The sequence below is a fragment of the Anaerolineales bacterium genome (genome assembly GCA_003105035.1).
In the GTDB taxonomy this organism is placed as follows: Bacteria; Chloroflexota; Anaerolineae; order Anaerolineales; family UBA4823; genus FEB-25.
In genome coordinates, this window is sequence record PQAL01000024.1 from 1 (window position 1) to 19,801 (window position 19,801).

The 19,801-nt window shown below is 46.6% G+C and carries 17 protein-coding genes; 15 read left to right on the top strand and 2 right to left on the bottom strand.

All coding sequences use genetic code 11. The features are described 5' to 3' along the window. The 4 genes from C3F13_10030 to C3F13_10045 all read left to right on the top strand — a co-directional run. The coding region (locus C3F13_10030; protein PWB52955.1) for a 2,5-didehydrogluconate reductase at positions 1-354 on the top strand (354 nt) is incomplete at its 5' end. Positions 355-379: 25 nt separating this feature from the next. After that, a complete protein-coding gene (locus tag C3F13_10035; protein PWB52956.1) occupies positions 380-1,507 on the top strand; it encodes a hypothetical protein in 1,128 nt (375 codons plus the stop codon). A 139-nt stretch (positions 1,508-1,646) separates the two neighbouring features. Beyond that, the gene (locus tag C3F13_10040; protein ID PWB52957.1) at positions 1,647-3,470 is read left to right on the top strand and encodes a hypothetical protein; all 1,824 of its coding nucleotides are present in this window, start codon (positions 1,647-1,649) and stop codon (positions 3,468-3,470) included. After that, on the top strand, positions 3,464-5,083 hold the full coding sequence (locus C3F13_10045; protein ID PWB52958.1) for a hypothetical protein: 1,620 nt from the start codon (positions 3,464-3,466) through the stop codon (positions 5,081-5,083). Before C3F13_10040 ends, C3F13_10045 begins: the two co-directional genes overlap by 7 nt. 74 nt (positions 5,084-5,157) lie before the next feature. Here C3F13_10045 and C3F13_10050 read toward each other — a convergent pair whose 3' ends face one another. Both C3F13_10050 and C3F13_10055 read right to left on the bottom strand, forming a co-directional pair. Continuing rightward, positions 5,158-5,526, bottom strand: coding sequence for a hypothetical protein (locus C3F13_10050; protein PWB52959.1), 369 nt, complete (start codon positions 5,524-5,526; stop codon positions 5,158-5,160). Between the two features lie 25 nt (positions 5,527-5,551). Next, the gene (locus C3F13_10055; protein ID PWB52960.1) at positions 5,552-6,013 is read right to left on the bottom strand and encodes a hypothetical protein; all 462 of its coding nucleotides are present in this window, start codon (positions 6,011-6,013) and stop codon (positions 5,552-5,554) included. 142 nt (positions 6,014-6,155) lie between these two features. Between C3F13_10055 and C3F13_10060 the strand changes: the two genes are divergently transcribed. From C3F13_10060 to C3F13_10110, 11 genes are all read left to right on the top strand, one after another. Beyond that, positions 6,156-6,686, top strand: a complete 531-nt coding sequence (locus C3F13_10060; GenBank protein ID PWB52961.1) for an Lrp/AsnC family transcriptional regulator — start codon at positions 6,156-6,158, stop codon at positions 6,684-6,686. Beyond that, positions 6,664-7,971 carry an aspartate aminotransferase family protein gene (locus C3F13_10065; protein PWB52962.1) on the top strand — a complete coding sequence of 436 codons (1,308 nt, stop codon included), beginning with the start codon at positions 6,664-6,666 and terminating at the stop codon, positions 7,969-7,971. Before C3F13_10060 ends, C3F13_10065 begins: the two co-directional genes overlap by 23 nt. Positions 7,972-8,026: 55 nt before the next feature. Continuing rightward, positions 8,027-9,346, top strand: coding sequence for an aspartate aminotransferase family protein (locus C3F13_10070; GenBank protein ID PWB52963.1), 1,320 nt, complete (start codon positions 8,027-8,029; stop codon positions 9,344-9,346). Positions 9,347-9,396: 50 nt separating this feature from the next. Beyond that, positions 9,397-10,872, top strand: a complete 1,476-nt coding sequence (gene mmsA / locus C3F13_10075) for a methylmalonate-semialdehyde dehydrogenase (CoA acylating) (protein PWB53096.1) — start codon at positions 9,397-9,399, stop codon at positions 10,870-10,872. A 101-nt stretch (positions 10,873-10,973) separates the two neighbouring features. Next, positions 10,974-12,581, top strand: a complete 1,608-nt coding sequence (locus tag C3F13_10080) for an APC family permease (protein PWB52964.1) — start codon at positions 10,974-10,976, stop codon at positions 12,579-12,581. Between the two features lie 80 nt (positions 12,582-12,661). After that, complete coding sequence (locus tag C3F13_10085) at positions 12,662-13,603, top strand: metallophosphoesterase (protein ID PWB52965.1); 942 nt, start codon at positions 12,662-12,664, stop codon at positions 13,601-13,603. Between the two features lie 11 nt (positions 13,604-13,614). Further along, positions 13,615-14,430 carry a hypothetical protein gene (locus tag C3F13_10090; GenBank protein PWB52966.1) on the top strand — a complete coding sequence of 272 codons (816 nt, stop codon included), beginning with the start codon at positions 13,615-13,617 and terminating at the stop codon, positions 14,428-14,430. 11 nt (positions 14,431-14,441) lie between these two features. Continuing rightward, entirely contained in the window at positions 14,442-15,800 is a 1,359-nt protein-coding gene (locus C3F13_10095; GenBank protein PWB52967.1) for a putrescine aminotransferase, read from the top strand. Between the two features lie 72 nt (positions 15,801-15,872). After that, a complete protein-coding gene (locus C3F13_10100) occupies positions 15,873-17,078 on the top strand; it encodes an ATP-binding protein (GenBank protein ID PWB52968.1) in 1,206 nt (401 codons plus the stop codon). Between the two features lie 62 nt (positions 17,079-17,140). After that, on the top strand, positions 17,141-18,415 hold the full coding sequence (locus C3F13_10105; protein ID PWB52969.1) for an aspartate aminotransferase family protein: 1,275 nt from the start codon (positions 17,141-17,143) through the stop codon (positions 18,413-18,415). Positions 18,416-18,440: 25 nt separating this feature from the next. Beyond that, positions 18,441-19,796 carry an aspartate aminotransferase family protein gene (locus C3F13_10110; protein PWB52970.1) on the top strand — a complete coding sequence of 452 codons (1,356 nt, stop codon included), beginning with the start codon at positions 18,441-18,443 and terminating at the stop codon, positions 19,794-19,796. Positions 19,797-19,801: the final 5 nt, after the last annotated feature.

Below are 19,801 nucleotides of genomic sequence, written 5' to 3' on the forward strand. Positions count from 1 at the left end.
CAATTAGGCATCACAATCATTGCGTATTCTCCATTAGAGAAAGGACTCTTAACCGGGAAATACACAACGGAAAGACTCCCACGGGGTTTATTGTCTTGGCGATATAATAAATCAATGATGGTGAAAATCTCACCATTACTTAATATCTTGCAGGAAGTAAGTGATGTGCATGACAATACCACGCCTGGGCAGGTGGCATTAAATTGGCTTGTTTGCAAAGGAGCGGTGCCCATCCCTGGTGCCCGGAACCTTAAGCAAGCCAATGAAAATGCCGGGGCAATGCTATGGAGCCTGACGGATGACGAGGTAGATAGGCTCGATAATGCATATCATAGTGTTTACAAAAACGGGTAACTAAAAATTCCTGATGGAGGACACAATGTTACGTGTAGATCAAATCGATACCAATGATAAAGCACTCGTAAAGAAATTTGTTCGAATTCCTTACCGATTGTATAAAAATCATCCACAGTGGGTACCTCCGATATTAATGGATGCAGAGACGCAGCTTGACCGAAAGAAGCACCCGTTTTTTGAGCACAGTGATGCAGATTTCTTCCTTGCTACTAGAGATGGACGAGAAGTAGGCAGGATTGCTGCGCTTGAAAACAAGCGCTTTAACGCCTACCACAAGACAAAGCAAGCTCAATTCTATTTATTTGAGTGCGAAGACGATCAGGAAGCTGCCGACGCATTGTTCGAGAGAGTATTCAATTGGTCAATGAAACGCGGCCTCGATCGTGTTGTTGGACCAAAAGGCTTCGGGGCACTGGATGGTTATGGTGTTTTAGTGGAAGGCTATGAAAACCGCCAGATCATGTCGATGATGAATTACAACTATCCATATTATGTAAAGCTGATAGAGAATAACGGATTTACTAAAGAAGTCGATTTCGTTTCGTGCTATATGAGTCGAGATTCTTTCCACCTCCCTGAAAGGGTATATAAAATTGGGGAGCGGGTCAAAGCCAGGAATAATATGGGTGTTCATTATTTTGAAACGAAGAAGGACTTGAAAAATTGGGCTAACCGGATTGGTAAACTCTATAACGCTTCATTTGTCAATAATTGGGAGTATTATCCGTTGACAGAACGTGAAATTCAATTCTTACTGGACAATATCCTGACCATCGCGGATCCCAGGCTGATCAAGATTATCACCCATAATGAGGATGCGGTGGGATTTTTATTCGGTTTCCCCGATTTATCTTCTGCGATGCAACGTGCCAAGGGTAAACTACTCCCGTTTGGCATCATTGACATCATGCTTGAAATGAAACGGACAAAGTGGATATCGCTCAATGGAGCCGGTGTCCTGCCTGAATATCAGGGAATGGGCGGAAATGCACTGCTGTACCTTGAAATGGAAAAGTCACTGAACGATTTTCAATTTGAGCATGCAGATTTAACACAGGTAGCCGAAACCGCTGTCCAAATGCGGCGCGACCTTGAAAATGTGGGTGGCAGGGCCTATAAGAATCATCGTGTATACCAAAGAACGGTATAGGTAATTGAGTAGATATCTACCAAGACGAACTAGAATATTCAAGTATTTTTACATCCTCCCTGATCTCTTTAGGGAGGATGTGTTATTACCACAATTTGTGTTAAACTAAATTACGCGCTGATCAAGGAGGTCAGGTGAAATGATGCAGCCAATCCTAAGGGTAAACTTAACAACTGGAAAGGTCGATGAGTATCACATCCCCCAATCATGGCAAGATGATTATTTAGGCGGGGCATCATTAGCGGCAAGGATACTCTTCGATAAGTTGTTGCCCGGGTTGGATCCCCTCTCTCCTGAAGCGCCTTTATTATTTTTAAACGGACCATTATCTGGCACAGCCGGTCCGGCTGTTGGGAGGTTCGTGGTATGTGCTAGGTCACCGGCGACAGGTTTTTGGGGTGAATCAAATTGCGGGGGTTTTTGGGGACCTGAACTGCGATTGAACGGCTATGATGGCCTGTGGGTTACAGGTAAGGCTGAGCAACCTGCTTATCTGACAGTGATTAATGGTAAGCTTGAAATAAGAGCAGCCGGTCATCTTTGGGGGATGGATACTTATTCAACCCAGGAAGCGGTGAAAAGGGAGCTGGAAGTAAAAAATCCACGGGTAGCAGTGATTGGGCAGGCAGGTGAAGCGCTAATCCCATACGCATCGATTCTTACAGATCACGGTCGACTGGCTGGGCGAACTGGCATGGGGGCAGTGATGGGTGCGAAAAAATTAAAGGCTATCGCAGTGAAAGGCAACCAAAAAGTGCCGGTTGTAGATATTGAAAAGTACTCCGTGCTCCGAAGTATTGCCAACCATGAGCTTAAAGCTGATTCGTACACAGAAGTGTTCCATGACCTTGGAACCGCAGGGGCAGCCGATTATTTCGATTACCTGGGCGATATGCCTAAAAAGTATTTTCAAAATGGTGTGTATGAGAATGCCTTGAAGGTTTCTGGCTCCAGTGTTGCGGAGAGTATTTTAGTGGGTACAACTGCCTGCCACGCATGTGTGATCGCCTGTGGTAGAGTTGTCCAGTTGAATGAAGGAGCAAAGCGTAAGGGCCCCGAGTATGAAACCCTGATAGGCTTTGGACCTAACTTACTATATGATGATCCGTCCCGGATCACTCAACTGGGAGAACTATGTGACCGGTATGGTATGGATACCATCAGCATGAGTAACACCATTGGATTGGTATTCACTTTGAGTGAGATGGGTGCCATACCGAAGGAAGATATGGCTAATTTATCATTAGAATGGGGAGATGCAGAATGTATGGAGCACCTAATCCATTTAACGGTCAGGCGGGAGGGGATTGGACAATGGATAGCTCAAGGGGCACGAGCATTCGGCGGGCATTACGGTCATGAACAGGAGGCAATCCAGGTAAATGGATTAGAAGTACCCTATCATGATCCACGCGGCTCCAGCGGTATGGCATTGGTCTATGCCACCTCTCCCCGCGGCGCCTGCCACAACCAATCCGATTACTTTGTGATTGATATGGGCCAGGTATTAACTAGTTTAGGGATAAAAAAGTATGATCGGCAGGGCGGTGCTGAAAAGGCAGCTAACGTTGCCATCCACCAGGATTGGCGGACGGTGATGAACGCACTCGTCATGTGCGTGTTTGCGAATGTCCCTGTTGAAACTGTCCTTGGCCTAGTCAATACGGCTTGTGGTCTGGATTGGGATATAACCGACCTAATACGATCTGGTGAGCGGGGCTGGAACCTCAAGCGGGTGATCAATCACCGCCTGGGATTGTCCCGCCAAAACGATACGTTGCCAAAGGGCTTGTTACAGCCATATAAAGATCATCCAGGTGGCGCAGATGGATTTGCTCCCGATTTCGCGGCGATGATCGATGCATATTATGAGGCACGTGGGTGGGATAAGATCACTGGATACCCGACAGCTGAAAAGCTGGATTCACTGAACCTGGGCTGGGCAGTGGAGGACCTATGGTGAAAATCTATTCAGTCAAAGAAATGCTTTCACTGGAGAAGGAAGCGGACAGCAGCGGATTAAGCTATGCGATGATGATGGAAAACGCTGGAAAAGGATTAGCGGGCGAAATCGAACGCGCATATAGCCATCATCATAACAAAACAGTCTTGGCTTTGGTCGGCTCAGGAAATAACGGTGGTGACGCCCTGGTCGCTTTACAGGAGCTGGCGAGGTTGAATTGGGAAACCTATGCCTATATCGTAAAACATAGGGAAGTGGATGATCCACTAGTCAAAAAATATGAAGAACTTCATGGGTGTGTTACTGATATTGATCATGATCCAAAGCTTGAAAAATTATCCGAATTATTAACCAATTGTGGTATTTTGATTGACGGTGTTTTTGGTACGGGAATTAAGTTGCCCTTGCGAGGTGAAACAGCGGAAGTTCTGGCATTCTGCAAGAAAATCATCGAAATCCAGGATGAGAAAATCCAGGTTGTTGCAGTTGACTGCCCGTCAGGGGTGGACTGTGAAACTGGAGAAGTCGCAGATCAGACGATTCCCGCAGATCTCACGGTGACAATGGCCGGTTTAAAGACCGGGTTACTGCGCGCACCGGCTGAAAAAATTATTGGCACATTGCGCATAGTAAGTATAGGGTCATTGGAGAGACTGAAAACTTACACTGATAACCAAAAAATTGTCCTCGACAATGCATCTGCGAAGAAAATTCTTCCACAGCGTCCCATCGATGCGCATAAGGGCACATTTGGCACAGCTTTTATTGTTGCTGGGTCGATCAATTATACTGGGGCAGCCCTGCTGGCTGGTGAGGCAGCTTATCGCGCCGGGGTCGGATTGGTTACTATGGCAGTGCCTGAACCACTACATAGAATATTAGCAGGTCATTTTCCGGAATCTACCTGGGTTATTCTTCCTCATGAGATGGGAGTGATTTCAGAGGATGCAGTAAGGGTTGTTCGACAAAATATTGCCAAAGCATCCGCAGTTCTAATCGGTCCAGGTTTCGGGCTTGAAGAAACCACTGGCGTTTTTATGTCCCGATTATTTGAGGAAAGTAGACCAGTATACCTTGGAGATTTTGGATATATTCAAAATAAAGCATCTGAAATTGACAACCAATTATTTACACAACCAGTCGTTATAGACGCAGACGGTTTAAAGCTGCTGGCGAGAATCGAGCATTGGTTTGAGAAACTGCCAGCCCTGGCTGTGCTCACTCCGCATCCAGGGGAAATGTCAATCTTATCTGGCTTGCCCGTAAATGAGATTCAAGCTAACCGATTGGAAATCGCTGAGAAATATGCCAAAGAATGGGGTCATGTGCTAGTCTTGAAAGGGGCGTATACTGTTATTGCTGCTCCAGATGGCCGAATAGCCGTCGTACCGATTGCCACATCTGCTTTAGCCAGGGCTGGAACGGGTGATGTTCTCGCCGGATTGATTGTTGGATTGAGAGCTCAGGGAGCTGGTGCATTTGAAGCCGCGTGTGCAGGCGCATGGATTCACGCCCAGGCTGGATTATCGGCTGCGGATAAATTAGGGACTACTGCCTCAATCTTAGCCAGAGATGTATTAAACGCGGTACCATCGGTCATCAGCAAGTTATAGATTATTGGTCACTTAAATAAAAAAACGGAACCCATTACAACAAGATAGGGTTCCGTTTTTCGTTGTGAGGTTATCTAGCCTTCTACAGTTACTTCTGGGGTCTCTCCTGTAGCAGGAGCAGATTTTGCTGCATCACCTTTTGACCGGTAGCTCTGAACGACTTCTTCACCTTTTTTCTTCATTTCGAGCGCTTTTTCCTGGGTCAATTTCGCAAGCTCATCAGCGCGGGCCCTTGCTTCTGCAGCAGCGGCTTCAGCCTTAATACGAGCTTCTTCTGCTTTTTCAACAGCTTTATCCTTTAGCTCAATGCTCCTGTCATGGATTAATGTCCGAGTCTCCTCACCTGATTGGGGGGCAAGTAATAAGGCAACGATCGAGCCGACCATACCGCCAATTACGAATCCAGCTAAAAATACCCCAATATCACCTTCATGCTCTGCCATGTTGTTTTCTCCTTTCAAAATATGCTTATTTTTTTCCTGATAGTCTGAAGATATCCGATAATCGCTGTAAAACAGCAACGATTTCATTCAACTTAATAACTGGTTCAACCAGGTTATCACTTAAGAATTTTGTGGTGCCACGCAAATTACTGACTGTCTCATTCGTGGAATCGAGGATCGGTTTTACCTCATTTTCAATAAGGTTAGTCAACCGGGCAATCTGTACAATCAATATTACCAGAGCCAGGCTGATGACGATTGATTCAATTGCCATCAAGATAATTGAGATATCGCGTAAACGGGCAACAGTCTCATAGGACGAATATGCAGGACTGATTAAATAAATAAATCCGAGGATAAACAGAGCCAGTACGATCACCACCCCGACGACAATTCCAGCTGTCGTAAGGCGCCTCTTACGAAGCTCTTCAGGGGATAAAACTGGTTGAATTACTTGAGGTTCAGGATCGTTTGTCCCAGTGTCCATTATTAATAATTATACCATAGGGAGATTTTTTTTGAATTTTCCCTAATATGAACCTAAACAGCGCCCTGACTGCTGGTTTGCTTGACATTTGGTGAAGTATGAGTATAATGATTGTTAGAAACGGAAACGTTTCTCCCAAATCATGTACGAAATAGACAATACTGATATTAAGATCATTAATTTGCTTATGGAGGATGGCCGTATGCCAGCCTCTGAGCTGGCAAGGCGTATCGGCAATATCTCTGAACGCGTCATACGTTATCGAATTGATCGCATCATTCAAGAGGGGTACATACAAATCAGCGCGATTAATAATCCAAAATCATTGGGATATTCGGTAACTGCTGATGTGTTCCTAGAAGTTGAATCAAATCATATCCTTGAAGTCGCTAAAAAAGCAGCTGAATTTGAATGCGTAAGTTATGTAGCCTGTTCAATAGGGGAAAATGATATCAGTGTACAGGTACTTGGGCATGATACCAATGAGGTATATCAATTTGTAACGGATGTAATCGGCAAGATCCCGGGTGTGCGCAAGACGACGACATCCATTGTGCCTTTAGTGCTAAAAGATGTATACCAATGGCGGATTCCTAAATCAGCCTGTACTTCACAAAAGTTGATAGATAATCTGGCGATTGAGGAGAGAGATGATGAGCGAGACACGATCTAAAAGCAAGCTGCTTCAAGAGAGGGCATTCAAATCTATCCCGTTAGGTGTAAATTCAAATTTTCGATATTGGGGCGAAGGGATCACCCCTTACCTGGAGCGCGCCAAGGGGGCATATCTATGGGATGTGGATGGAAATCGATACATTGATTACCGGCTGGCATTCGGGCCTATTATTCTGGGGCACGCCTACGACGAAGTAAATAGCTTGGTGCACGCCGAGATCGATCGGGCAGTCTTAGGTGCCATGACCTGTGAGCTTGAAGTAAAAGTTGCAGAAATGATCATCGATATGTGCCCTTGTGTTGAGATGGTCAGGTTAGCATGCTCCGGCACAGAAGCCACCATGCATGCCCTACGGATCGCCCGGGCTTACACGGGACGAGAGAAAGTGATAAAGTTCGAAGGTATGTATCATGGCTTTCATGATTACACGCTCTTTTCTACCTATGCTCCGGCAGAAGCATACGGAAACATAAACAACCCGATTCCCATCCCTTCGAGTTCAGGCATTCCAAAACCTTTGAACGACCTGATCACGACGGTTCCATTCAACAATTTTGAAGTATTAGAGAAGGTATTGCGCAGAGTCGGCTATGAAGTAGCTGCGATCATCGCTGAACCTTGCATGGGCAATTGTGCCTCGATTGAGCCAGCCCCTAAGTTCCTTGATTTCATACGCGAGAAATGTAATGAATACGGGATCGTTTTTATCCTCGACGAAGTGAAGACAGGCTTCCGAATTGCTCGTGGTGGTGCCCAAGAATATTATCAGCTGATGCCAGATATGGCAACGTACGCCAAGGCACTTGGAAATGGCTTCCCAGTGGCAGCTTTTGGGGGTAAGAAAGAAATCATGAGCATCATCGGGAAAGGCGTAGCCCAGGGTGGGACCTATAACAACAATAAAGCTGGTGTGGCAGCCGCCTACGCAACTCTTAAACTCCTAAAAGAGGAACCCATCCTCGAAACAATAGAGCAGCGAGGGGAAAAATTAATGCAGGGGTTTAAGGACATCTTTGAGCGGGCACAAATACCTGCATGCATCAATGGATACCCAGCCATGCATTCATTTGCCGTAGGTACTGAAAAGGTCGTTGCCCAACGCGACTGGCAGGAAACTGAGCGGGATTATTACCTGCGCCTGGTTGAATACGCCATCGAACGCGGCGTGATGCCTGACCATGACCCACGTGAACCCTGGTTCTTATGCTATTCACATACCGACCAGGATATTGATGAGACACTGAACGTCATGTCGGATGCAGTCAGGGATGTAAAGCGGTAAAACAATTGACAATCGACATTTAGATATTTAACCATTTACTTACACGGAGAATGCAATGAGTAGAAACAATACCAAGCTTTCTACGCAAGAGATCGTAGCGCTTAATAAAGAGTACACACTATTTTCCTGGTCAGTACAATCTGCTACCAATCCCATACCCATTGCAAGGGCTGAGGGGATATATTTCTGGGATAATGACGGTAAACGATATTACGATTTCTCTTCGCAACTTATGAACATGAATATTGGTCACCAGCATCCCAAGGTGATCAAGGCGATACAGGAACAAGCTGAAAAGCTGTGCTATGCCCATCCAGGTATGGCAACCGAAGCGCGAGGATTGTTAGGCGAAAAGATTGCCGAGGTCGCACCAGGTAATTTGAACAAAACTTTCTTTTGCCTGGGCGGCGCGGAAGCGAATGAGAATGCCATCAAGATTGCCCGGTTCTTTACAGGGCGGCACAAGATCATGGCCCGTTATCGCTCGTACCACGGTGCCACGCATGGCGCAATCGCCCTGACCGGTGACTACCGGCGTTTACCCGTTGAGCCTGCTCTGCCCGGTGTGGTGCATTTTCTTGATCCATTCTGTTATCGCTGCCCATTCGGATGGACCATTGAGACCTGCCATAAAGAATGTATCTCTCATGTGGAGGAAGTGATCAGTTACGAAGGCCCGGATAAGATCGCGGCGATCATCATGGAAGGCGTAACTGGCTCAAATGGATTGATCGTCCCTCCGGAAGATTATTGGCCACGGGTGCGTGAGATTTGCACAAAATATGGCATCCTATTGATCTCGGATGAGGTAATGAGCGGTTGGGGCCGGACAGGAAAGTGGTTTGCGGTGGATAACTGGAACGTCGTCCCCGATATCATTACGACTGCCAAAGGCATCACTTCAGGTTACGTTCCATTGGGTGCCGTGATCGTGTCTGATCCGATCGCGGAATATTTTAACGACAAGATGTTTTACTGTGGATTAACCTACAGCGGGCATCCGCTGGCATGCGCTGCTGGAATTGCAACGATCGAAGTTTATAAAGAAGATCATCTATTGGAAAATGCTGTCAAGGTCGGGAAACACCTTGCAAAACGATTGGATCACATCAAGCAGCACCATGCAAGTGTGGGAGATGTGCGCCATATCGGATTATTCACCGCCATAGAAATTGTAAGTGATAAAAAGACTAAAAAACCGATTGATCCATTAGCCGATACCGCAAAATTATTGAGGGACAATGGCTTATTCACATTTGTGTTCCATAACGTTGTCTTTGTTGTGCCTCCGTTATGCATAAATGAATCGCAAATTGATGATGGTCTAGCTATTGTCGAAAAAGCTATCGATGTCATCGATAAAAACATCAAATAATTATCATTAGCCATTCGATAAACTACCGACATTTTCGAGGAGAATAGATGATGGAAGAACGTATTTTACAGAACTACATCAATGGGAAATGGGTGAACTCAAATTCAGGGAAATTCAGAGAAGTAACCAACCCTGCAACAGCCGAATTACTGGCAAAAGTACCTGTTTCCACCCTTGCAGAGTTTGATGAGGCGGTTCAAATAGCACAAAAAGCGTATCACAGCTGGCGGCGGGTGCCTGTAACTAACCGTATTCAATATTTATTCAAGCTAAAAATGCTGCTGGAAGAGCATTTTGAAGATCTGGCACGCACGATCACCCTTGAACATGGAAAAGTATTGGATGAGTCACGGGGAGAAATGCGCCGGGCGATTGAAAATGTCGAAGTAGCTTGTGGGACACCTTCCCTGGCAATGGGAGATCTGGTGGAAGATATTGCTCCTGGAATCGATGAAATGATGATTCGCCAGCCGCTTGGTGTCGTTGGGCTTATCTCTCCATTCAATTTCCCGGCAATGATTGCATTCTGGTACTTACCTTATGCGGTAGCTACTGGAAATACGGTAGTCGTGAAACCTTCCAGTCGAGTACCGATCACCATGGTGAAAATGTTCGAGCTCATGCAAGAAGCGGGCTTCCCTGAGGGCGTGGTGAACCTGGTAAATGGCGGGGCAGAGATCGTAGATGGCATGCTTGATCACCCATTGATCAAGGCAGTTGGATTTATTGGATCTACGCCGGTGGCATTACACGTGTACAGCCGCGGGGCAGCGCATGGCAAAAGGGTGTCAGCTGGTGGCGGAGCCAAATGCCCGTGCCTTATCCTGCCCGATGCAGATATCAATACAACCACCAATATCATGATGGACAGCGCATTCGGATGCTCAGGCCAACGTTGCCTGGCAGCGACAGTTGCGATAATGATTGGTGAAGCAGACAAGACCTTCATCCCAGCCTTCGCTGAGGCGGCATCAAAGCGCGTGACCGGTTATGGCATCAATCCCGACGTCCAGATGGGCCCAGTGATCACGATGCAAGATAAAGTGAGGATCGAAGGCTTGGTTAAACAGGGGTTGGATGAAGGCTGCGAAATGCTGGTGGATGGTCGAAATGCGGTGATCCCCGGATATGAAAAAGGTTATTTCATACGGCCAACCATCCTGACTGATATCCCCGTCAATGGCATCATTCACTCAACCGAAATCTTTGGCCCAGTGCTGGGGATCATGCATTGCAATACAGTTGATGAAGCGATAAAAATTGTCAATGACCATACTTTTGGTAATGCTGCTTCAATATTTACTCGTGATGGAACAGCAGCTCACAAATTCCGTTACGAGGCACTTGCGGGCAATATTGGGGTTAATATTGGTATAGCTGCGCCGATGGCATTCTTCCCGTTTAGTGGCTGGAAAGATAGCTTCTTCGGAGATTTGCATGGGCAGGGAAAACATGCAATCGAATTTTTCACTCAGACTAAGGTCGTAATTGAACGTTGGCCAAAGGAGTGGACACGGAAGTTTTAGTGAAAGGAGGAAGTATAAGAAATTAAGTAAGTCTTTCATTGGCTCTGATGTATATAAATGCATAAATTAGTACCAAACCAATAATTGCAGGAGGATGAAAGATGTCTCAAGACATGGCTTTTGCTCGAAAAGCAAGTGGACTTGTGAGGGGGCTGTCTTTTTGGGACGCATTCGGTGTTGGTTTCATGAACCAGGGGTTGACACCCAGCATGTATGTGATGATCAGCCTAGGTTTGGGGGTATACACTGGCGGGAACCTGATCCTAGCAACAATCATTTCAGCGGTTCTCTGTGGTATTGGGTTTTCTCTGGTTTGGGGCATCCTGGGTGGATCTATGCCCCGATCGGGTGGTGAATATATTTATAACTCACGCATTATTCACCCACTGGTTGGTATCGCAGAGTCTTTTGGAAATGCATTTGTTTGGATTATGTGGATCTATGTTCTAGCCCCATGGACAGCTGACGGCTTGGTAATGCTTTTCCAATTTTTAGGCCTTCAGTCTCTTGCGGATGTCCTTCAAACACCGACGAGTATATTTCTTCTAGCCACACTGACCAGTCTGATTGCTTTGCTATTTGTGGTATTTGGTATGAAAGTTTTTGCCATGGTACAGAAAGTGGTCATGGTTCTGGCTATTCTAGGCTGTATCGTCATATTAGGGGTGTTCACTTTTACCAATCATTCCGAATATGTCACAGCCTGGAATAATACCGCCGCACAATATGGATCATTAAATTATGATGCATTCCTCAGCGAAGCTCGAACGACTATTGAAGGCGCCGGAAATGTTCTTCCTACGACGTGGAATTGGTATGATACTTTCGGCGTGATGGTTGCTGGTTCATGGCTTTTTGCTTATGCTTATTGCATCACCTTCATCGCTGGGGAGGTAAAGCGACCGGATAAAACGATTATCCTATCCAACTTAGCCGCGGTTCTTGTGCCGGCATTCTTTATGTTGTGGTTGGCGATTGTTTTGTACAACTCGGTAGGATTTGAGTTTCTTTCTGCCGCATCATGGGTGGATAACAGCGGAGAAGCGTTAGCTGGCTATACCATCCCTTGGTCAACCAACTTTGTTGGCCTGGCGGTGATGGTCACCCAGAATGCATTTGCGGTATTCATGATGGCTCTCTCGTGGATATTGTTTAACTTGTGGTGGGTCGCGTTATCCTACCTGGCTTTCCCGAGAATCTTATTTGCCTGGGGCATGGACCGCATGGGACCGAAGTGGTTCGCTGACATTGACTATCGCTGGGCTTCACCGGTCAAAAACCACATTCTTTGCTTCATCCTGGGCGAGATAGGAATTGCTCTATATGCTTTCCGAGGCAACCCGATGGAGGGTCTGTCAGTAACCGGCATGGAGATAGTATCTGTGTTCGGAATCACTGCCATCGCGGCTGGAATCTTCCCATTCAGCAAACGTGCAAAGCAGATTTGGGATGCATCGCCATACAAAGGCTGGAAGGTCTTGGGAATTCCAGCTGTCACCATTGGCGCGATCGTCAATCTGATTTATCTCGGCATCCTTTTCTATTTCTTGATTGTCATGCCCGATTTGGAAGGACTGGTACTTGGATCGGTGATCCTGTACGTTGTAATCTGGGCATTAGGAATCGCGTGGTACTTCTACTGGAAGTCGCGCAATAAGCAAGTAGGCGTGGATGTTAGCATGACATTTGGAGAATTGCCTCCAGACTAGCCATTGATATCGTTGTGATATGGAGGACGGAGAGATAAGCCTCCGTCCTCCATAAGCCTTAATATTTTGAGGAGAAAAACATGGGAAATGCGATCAGAATTTTCTTTGTAACCGATATCCATGGCTCGAATCATTGCTATCGGAAATACCTGAATGCCTTGAAAGTCTACAATGTGGATGTTGGCATCCTGCTGGGAGATTTGACCGGCAAAGTACTTGTCCCGCTGGTTGAAAAAGCCGGAGGTGGTTGGGAAACAACCCTGATGGGCATCCATCGGGATATTAATACTCAGGAAGAGCTGGCTGAGCTAAAAAAGACCATCGAGCTCCTGGGGTACTATTGGGTCCACCAGACTCCGGAAGAATTTAGGGCATATAAAGATGATCCGATGTTAGTCGATAAGTTGTTCAAGGAATTGATGATGAGTCGACTGTGCGAATGGATTGACCTGGCTGATGAGCGATTGGCTGGGTCAAAGTATAAAGTATATATGGCTCCGGGAAATGACGACCATTTTGAAGTCGATCAGATTATTTCTGATTCGACAGCAATTGTGAATTGTAACAATAAGAACGTCGTGGTAGGCGATCATGAAATGATTACCTTCTGCTGGGCGAACCCGACACCTTGGAATACTCCCAGGGAAAAACCGGATGAAGAGCTAGAGCCCATGCTTGAAGAACTTATCGCTACGGTAAAAGACAAATCGAATGCGATCTTTAACTTCCACGTACCTCCGTACGGTTTCGCATTAGACCTGGCACCAGAATTAAGTAAGGATTTAGTGCAAGCAGCGGATCGGAAGATCCACGTAGGTAGCCGGTCGGTAGCGAAAATGATAGAAAAATACCAGCCCTTGATAGGTTTACACGGCCACATTCATGAATCAAGGGGTGCACAAAAAATTAAGAAGACTTTGATCATCAATCCAGGTAGTGAATATTCTGAAGGGATTTTAAAAGGTGCGATGATTGTGTTGGAGAAGGGTAAAGTAAAAGATTACGTCTTCACTTCTGGATAGGAGGAGAAAGCATGTTACCGGTGAAAAAATTTCGTTTGCCGAAGGACATCCCCATGGAAGAATATCCCAAACCAGAGGAGTATTTAGACGAGGCGCGTCGCTTGACCGATGCCGCTCAAAAAGAGGGATTGATTCTACGGGTGATGGGCCCAATTGCTTTGCATTATTATTTTCCCGATTATGTTGATTTGTATCGACGCATGGAACGACTGGGTGAAAGGGTTTTCACCGATATTGACTATGCCTCCTACGGGAAAAATCGCGGCAAGATCGTTCCGTTCTTCGAAAAACAGGGTTATGAGTTGGAAAAACGGGCTGCTATGATGAGCGGAGGAACGCGACACATCTATTTTGGATCACGTATTCCCATGATCGATGTTTTTTTTGATAAATTAGATTATAACCATCCGATCAACTACCAGGGCCGTCTTGAGCTGCATCCTTATTGTGTATCCCTCACCGATTTACTCCTGCAAAAACTGCAGATTGTAAAGATCAACGATAAGGACTTGAAAGATGCGATGATCTTGCTCCTTGCTGGGCAGATCGGGGAAGATGATAAGAACAAGATCAATATTAAATATGTCGTAAAACTGATGTCAGAAGATTGGGGTTTTTATTACACCTCTGTCATGAACCTGAATAAAGTGCAGGCGGCGATATACGGAGTGCCTGTCCTTTCGGATCAGGACCGATTACTAATCAAAGAAAATGCCGAAACGATTATAAAAAGTATTGAAATGGCTCCAAAATCAGGAAAGTGGAAGGGCCGCGCAAAGACTGGCACCAATAAGATTTGGTACAAGGAAGTATCAGATTGGGAATAGGGAAGGAAAATATGAGCGATACATACGATGAGGCAATTGCATTTGCGCAACGCTGGACGGACATTATTCACAAGTCGCAGGTGACTGAGGATGAAGCAAAAGCGATCATTGATGAGTCAAAATACAACTTTGCACAACATTTCAATGCCGGTTGGCTCGATTATAGAAAATCAGTAACGGAAGCCGGTGATTGGGCTTGCGTGGAGTGGACGGGCTCAGGCGCGATTTTCAGAGATGTACTGGGTCGCGAATATATCGATTGCTTGGGTGGATATGGAATGATGGACCTCGGGTGGGGAAATGCGGAAGTAATTGATAACGTCAAAGCGCAATTAGGGCGCACCCCCATGCCGAGCCAGGAATTAATCGATCCACTGCGTGGGGTACTTGCCAGGTTATTAGCGATGATTACCCCGGGAGAGATCAAGTATAGTTTCTTTGCCGCCAGCGGGACTGAGGCGATTGAAGGGGCGATCAAACTGGCGAAGATGTATACCCACAAAAGTGGATTTATCGCTGCAACCCAAGCCTTTCATGGAAAAACGATGGGATCGTTAAGCATGATAGGAAAATCGGATTTCCGTGTACCGGTAGGCACTTTGTACGGTGGGCCGGTCTACCATCTTCCATTTGGAGATGCCGATGCAGTGGAAAAGCAATTGGAGATCTCCAAGAAGGTCGGTGTAGATATTGCGGCTGTGTTAATGGAACCAATCCAGGGAGAAGCCGGCGCCATCGTTCCTCCAGATGATTTCTGGCCGCGCCTCAGGGAATTAACCAAGCAATATGGTGTGTTGCTGATTGCCGATGAAGTACAGACTGGCCTGGGGAGAACCGGTAAGTTGTGGGGCGTGGATCATTGGGATGTGAAGCCGGATATTATCGCTCTGGCAAAATCACTGGGTGGGGGAGTAATGCCGATCAGTGCTTTCTGCTCTACGGAAGAAATCTGGCAGTGCATGATGTACCCGAACCCGTTTATTCATACAACTACCACTGGTGGTGGCGCCTTGGCTTGCAGCGCAGCGATTGCAGCCATCAAGATCACCTTGCGTGATAAGCTTTGGGAGCAGGCAGCTGCAAAAGGTGATTATCTGATCCCCAAGCTCAAAGAGATTGCCAACCGATATCCAGATATCTACCGAGGTGTGACTGGCAAGGGTCTGTTGATAGGTCAGCATTTCCATAATCCAGAGGTAGGGTATAAAGTTGCCGCAGGCTTATTTAAACGAGGCGTATTGGTCGCGGGGACGCTGACCAGTGCTCAAACGGTTCGTATCGAACCTCCATTAGTAATCACCTATGAGCAGATTGATAAACTACTTGATCGCCTCGAAGATACGCTAAACGAAATCGTACGAGATCAATAATTCGACAATATCGCATAGTCAAAAATCTTCATATAAACACGAATAACATCCCGGATAATAAGGAGAATTTTTATGAAAGTGCTGCTTGTAGGTGTAGGAGGTGTGGGGGAAGCCATTGCGGCAATTGCAAAACCACGAAATTGGGTGGAGCTGATCGTGCTATCCGATTACAACCTTGAGAGAGCTAAGGAAGTTCAGGCAAAACTAGGAGACGAAAAGCGTTTCCCTGCTGAAAAGGTGGACGCCAATCGTCAAGATCAGATTGAAGCCCTCGCTCGAAAATATCAGGTCGATTTGATCATGAATGCCTGTGATCCGTCTTTCAATAAGCCGATATTTGATGCTGCCTTCAATTATGGATGCAATTACATGGATATGGCCATGACATTGTCGGAACCTCATCCGACCGATCCATTTAACAAGTGCGGAATTAAATTGGGTGATTACCAATTTGAACGATCAAAGCAGTGGGAAGATAAGGGATTATTGGCACTCGTTGGTCTAGGTGTGGAGCCTGGAATGGCGGATGTGTTTGCACGTTATGCCCAGGATTACCTGTTTGATGAGATAGAGGAGATCGGCATTCGGGATGGTGCAAATATTGAGGTCCGTGGCTATGAGTTTGCTCCAAACTTCTCCATCTGGACGACAATAGAAGAGTGCTTAAACCCACCCGTCGTTTGGGAAAAGGAACGCAATTGGTTCACAACACAACCGTTTTCCGAGCCAGAAGTATTTGACTTCCCAGAAGGTATAGGAAAAGTTGAAGTAGTAAATGTAGAACATGAAGAGGTCCTGTTAATTCCCCGATGGGTGAAGTGTAAAAGGGTAACCTTTAAATACGGGCTAGGTGACCAATTCATTGGTGTATTGAAAACCCTGCACATGATCGGGTTAGATAATAAGGAACCTATCAAAGTGAAGGATGTGATGGTGGCTCCCCGCGATGTGGTGGCAGCTTGCTTGCCTGATCCGGCTCACCTAGGTGACCGAATGTTCGGCAAAACTTGCGCTGGAACCTGGGTGAAAGGCAAGCAAGACGGGAAATCGAAGCAGGTCTATCTATACCAGGTAGCCGACAACGAAGAATGTATGCAGAAATGGGGTTGCCAGGCAGTGGTCGCTCAAACTGCTTTTAATGCAGTTATCGGGTGGGATCTTCTCCATAGTGGCACCTGGACTGGTAAGGGAGTCGTCGGACCAGAAGCACTGGACCCGGTTCCCTTCATGAAATTAATGGCTGATTATGGCTTCCCCTATGGGATAAAAGAATTATAAAAAAATCTCCTGCCTGCTAACTGAGCGGGCAGGATTTATGATTAACATAAAAGGAATTAGCAATGGAAAATATTGAAGAGAGCAAGTCAAATTTATCGCCAGTCTGGTCACGGATATTCTCTATAGAAGTTGACCATGGTGAGGGCAGCTATTTATATGATGTCCACGGCAACCGCTACCTTGATTTTACCTGCGGTATTGCGGTAACGAACACTGGGCATTGCCACCCGCAGGTAGTTGAAGCTATTCGCAAACAAGCTGGACTATTAATTCACGGCCAGGCAAACATCGTGCTGCATAAACCCATGCTTGAACTGGTGGCTGAGCTGAAAACCGTTGTAAATCCTGTCATTGATGGTTATTTCTTCACCAACTCTGGCGCTGAGGCAGTAGAGGGTGCAGTAAAACTGGCCAGGCACGCCACTGGTCGGACAAATATCATCGTGTTCCAGGGAAGTTTCCATGGGCGAACCGTTGGAACGATGAGCCTGACCACATCCAAAACCGTATATCGGGCAGGATACCAGCCACTGATGGCTGGCGTATTTGTAGCGCCATACCCTTACAGCTATAAATATGGATGGTCTGATGAGCAGACCACACAGTGGTGCCTGGATGAGCTTGACTTCCTTTTCTTCTCGCAGACCGCACCTCAGGAAACTGCTGCGATCCTGATCGAACCGGTGCTGGGTGAAGGTGGATATGTTGTGCCGCCGGCAGGATTTTTAAGTAGCCTGCGTGAGATTTGTGATAAGTATGGCATCATGTTGATTATCGATGAAATTCAATCCGGTTTTGGACGGACAGGTAAGTGGTTTGCTCAGGAACATTTCAATGTGACCCCGGATATCATGACCGTAGCCAAGGGTATTGCTTCAGGGATGCCTCTCTCGGGTGTGTTCAGCCGGTTGGAACTAATGAAAAAGTGGCAGACGGGAACCCATGGCGGAACCTATGGTGGTAATGCCATTGCGTGTGCAGCTGGTGTGGCAACCATTCGAGCGATGCGAGATGAGAAAATGCCTGAAAATGCCCAGGTACGCGGCGCACAATTGATCAATCACTTGCGTCGTTTGCAGTTGGATTATCCGGTTATTGGAGATGTGCGCGGCTTGGGTTTGATGATCGGAGTAGAATTCAGAACTCCTGACAGGAAACCAGATAAAGCTACCACAAAAGCAGTCATCCAGGCTTGCTTCGACCGGAAACTGATGCTTTTGGCTTGTGGCTCGTTCGACAATGTCATACGCTGGATACCACCTCTGGTGGTGACTGAGAAGCAAATCGAAGAAGCAGTCGATATCTTCGCAGACGTGTTGAAAACGGTCGTAAAATAATCAGTCCTTATCGCAAGGATAAAATATGGTAAATATTGCGCGTGCGCACATGGAGAAGCTGCTTAAAGCAGAAGAATTACGCTTTCATGAGACGCATCAAAAATCATATCAGCTCTATAAACGCGCCCGGAAAAGCTTGCATGGTGGAGTGCCCATGCTTTGGATGATCCGCTGGGCCGGAACTTTCCCGATTTTCGTCGATGAAGGTAAAGGGGCACATTTTACAGATGTCGATGGGAACAGGTATATCGATTTCTGCCTGGGGGATACAGGTGCAATGACGGGGCATGCTCCTGATAAAACAGTTGAAGCGATTACGAAGCAGGTGGGAAAAGGGATCACCTACATGCTCCCCACAGAAGATGTGATTTGGGTGGGAGAAGAACTTCAAAGGCGTTTCGGATTGCCTTACTGGCAGTTCACCCTCACCGCCACGGATGCCAATCGGTTTGCCATCCGCATGGCACGCGAAGTCACCCAGCGAAAGTATATCCTCGTTTACAACTACTGTTACCATGGCTCGGTGGATGAGACATTTATCACAATTGGTGATAAAGGAGTTGGACCACGCAGAGGAAACCTGGGTCCACCTGTCAATCCAGCTGAGACCACCAAGGTGATTGAGTTCAATGATATTGAAGCGCTCGAAAGCGCATTAGCTCCGGGAGACGTGGCTTGCGTGCTGGCAGAACCAGCGATGACGAACATCGGCATCATTCATCCAGATCCGGGATACCATGCAGCTCTCAGAGAGATCACACGCCGGACTGGCACTTTATTGATTATTGATGAGACGCATTCCATTTGCACTGGACCACGCGGCTATACCGGCGCATATAAATTAGAGCCCGACATGTTCACTTTAGGGAAACCGCTGGCTGGGGGTGTGCCTGCAGCCGTATACGGATTTTCCCAGGAGGTGGCTGACCGATTTGCTGCCAGGTTGAGCCTGGAAGATTCTGATGTGGGAGGGATTGGTGGTACACTGGCTGGCAATGCCCTATCGATCGCGGCCATGCGAGCTACCCTTGAGTACGTATTAACAGAAGCTGCTTATGAAAGGGCTATCGGATTGGCTGTTCACTTTGCAAATGGTGTTCAGTCTGTGATCGATGAGAAACACCTCCCATGGATCGTAAAAAGGTTGGGGTGCCGTAGCGAATACTGGTTTCGTGAAAAGCCTCCCAGGAATGGTAGAGAGGCGTTTGATGCCATCGATAGTGAGTTGGATCGCTATATGCACCTTTATTCACTCAACCAGGGGATATTAATGACCCCATTTCATAACATGGCTTTGATCGCCCCCGACACTACCAGAGATGATGTCGATTATCATACGCAAGTATTCCGTAATGCAGTAGAAAATTTGTTGAATCAATAATCAGG